The organism is Nocardia sp. NPDC060220 (genome assembly GCF_042727815.1).
GTDB lineage: Bacteria > Actinomycetota > Actinomycetes > Mycobacteriales > Mycobacteriaceae > Nocardia.
On record NZ_JBHWZY010001075.1, the window covers coordinates 1 to 2,023 of the forward strand.

General features: G+C 68.0%; 1 protein-coding gene and 1 pseudogene. One reads left to right on the forward strand and one right to left on the reverse strand.

Going from position 1 to position 2,023, the window contains the following annotated elements; all coding sequences use genetic code 11:
• Positions 1 to 4: 4 nt before the first annotated feature.
• Positions 5 to 769: an SDR family oxidoreductase gene (locus ACFWF3_RS33755; protein ID WP_378995320.1), complete on the reverse strand. Its 765-nt coding sequence runs from the start codon at positions 767 to 769 to the stop codon at positions 5 to 7.
• Between the two features lie 123 nt (positions 770 to 892).
• On the opposite strand from ACFWF3_RS33755, the pseudogene ACFWF3_RS33760 reads away from it, so the two are divergent.
• Positions 893 to 1,888 (forward strand): annotated as a pseudogene (locus tag ACFWF3_RS33760) (ATP-binding cassette domain-containing protein); the annotation flags it as partial.
• Between the last annotated feature and the right edge of the window lie 135 nt (positions 1,889 to 2,023).

Below are 2,023 nucleotides of genomic sequence, written 5' to 3' on the forward strand. Positions count from 1 at the left end.
GGGTTCAGATGCCGCCGGTGGACAGGAACCCGCCGTCGACCCGCACACAGTCACCGGTGATCCACGCTGCCTCGTCGGACACCAGGAATGCGATCAGCCGGGCCACGTCCTCGGGCTCGCCGAGTCGCTTCAGCGGATACACGCTCGCGGCCCGCTCCTCGTCGTCGGAGTACAGCGCATCGGCGAACTTGGTCTTGACCACGCCCGGCGCCACGGCGTTGACGCGGATCTTCGGGCCCAGCTGCCAGGCCAGCTCCTCGGTGAGCCGGATCAGCGCCGCCTTCGACGCGCCGTAGGCCGAGATCACCCCCGACGACCGGATGCCCGCGACGCTGGCCACGTTCACCACCGCACCACCGTGCTCGGCCATCCACGCGCGGTAGGCCTGCTGCACATAGCCCAGCGACGCCACCACGTTCACATCGAAGATCTTGCTGACGCCACCCAGATCGGCGTCCATCAGCGGACCGTAGACGGGGTTGATGCCGGTGTTGTTGATCAGGATGTCGAGCGAGCCGTACTCGGTGACGGCCCTGGCCACGGCTTCCGCGCGTGCGTCGGCATCGCCCGCGTTGCCGGCGAGATAGCTCACCTGACCCTGGTGGCCCAGCGCGCGCAGCTCGGTGGCCGCGGCCTCCAGTGGTTCGGGTTTACGTGCGGTGATCAGCACGTTCGCGCCCCGGCGCATCAGTTCGGCCGCAGTCGCGAGGCCGATGCCGCGACTGGCTCCGGTGACGAGAGCGGTCCGGCCAAGGAGATCGGTAGTCATGGCACGAGAGTAACCACGCTCACATCGGGCAGCGCCGGGTTCGGCTTCCGGAAGCGTCGACGGTAAAATAAGTGGTTCTTGCCGATATGCCCTTCCCGTTTGTCTTACTCTGAGGAGAACTCTGTGATCACGGCGACCGACCTGGAGGTCCGGGCCGGAGTCCGTACCCTGCTCTCGGCTCCTGGGCCGGCGCTGCGGGTGCAGTCCGGCGACCGGATCGGACTGGTCGGTCGCAACGGTGCGGGTAAGACCACCACCCTGCGCATCCTCGCGGGCGAGGGCGAGCCGTACGCCGGAAAGATCACGCGCTCCACCGACATCGGCTATCTGCCGCAGGACCCGAAGGAAGGCGATCTCGATGTGATCGCCAAAGACCGGGTGCTCTCGGCGCGCGGGCTCGACGTGCTGCTGCGCGACATGGAGAAGGCCCAGGTCGAGATGGCCGAGGTGGCCGACGATGCCGCTCGCGACAAGGCGATTCGCCGGTACGGGCGCCTCGAGGACCAGTTCTCCTCGCTCGGCGGCTACGTCGCCGAGAGCGAGGCGGCCCGCATCTGCAACAGCCTAGGCCTGCCCGATCGCGTCCTCGATCAGCAGCTGCGCACCCTCTCCGGTGGTCAGCGCCGCCGCATCGAGCTGGCCCGCATCCTGTTCTCCGCCTCCGACGGCTCGGGCGGGCGCTCCGACCGCATCCTGCTGCTCGACGAACCGACCAACCACCTCGACGCCGACTCCATCACCTGGCTGCGCGGGTTCCTGCAGAACCACGACGGCGGCCTGATCGTGATCAGCCACGACGTGGAACTGCTCGGCGACGTGGTCAACAAGGTGTGGTTCCTCGACGCCGTGCGCGGTGAGCCCGACGTCTACAACATGGGCTGGAAGAAGTACCTCGACGCCCGTGCCACCGACGAGCAGCGCCGCGTCCGCGAGCGCGCCAACGCCGAGAAGAAGGCGGGCGCGCTGCGTCAGCAGGCTGCCAAGCTCGGCGCGAAGGCCACCAAAGCCGCTGCGGCACACCAGATGGTGCGTCGCGCCGAACGCTTGATCAACGAGCTCGACGACGTGCGCGTGAGCGACAAGGTCGCCCGCATCCGGTTCCCCGAGCCGGCGGCCTGCAGCCCCGCCTCACCGCCGACGCCCTCGAACTCGCCTACGGGGACCGGGTGGTCGCCATACTGCGCATCGGATAATTCGGTCGAAGTGACTTCTCGGCTCCAAACCGTAAGCAGGGCAACCACTATCAGGTGATGC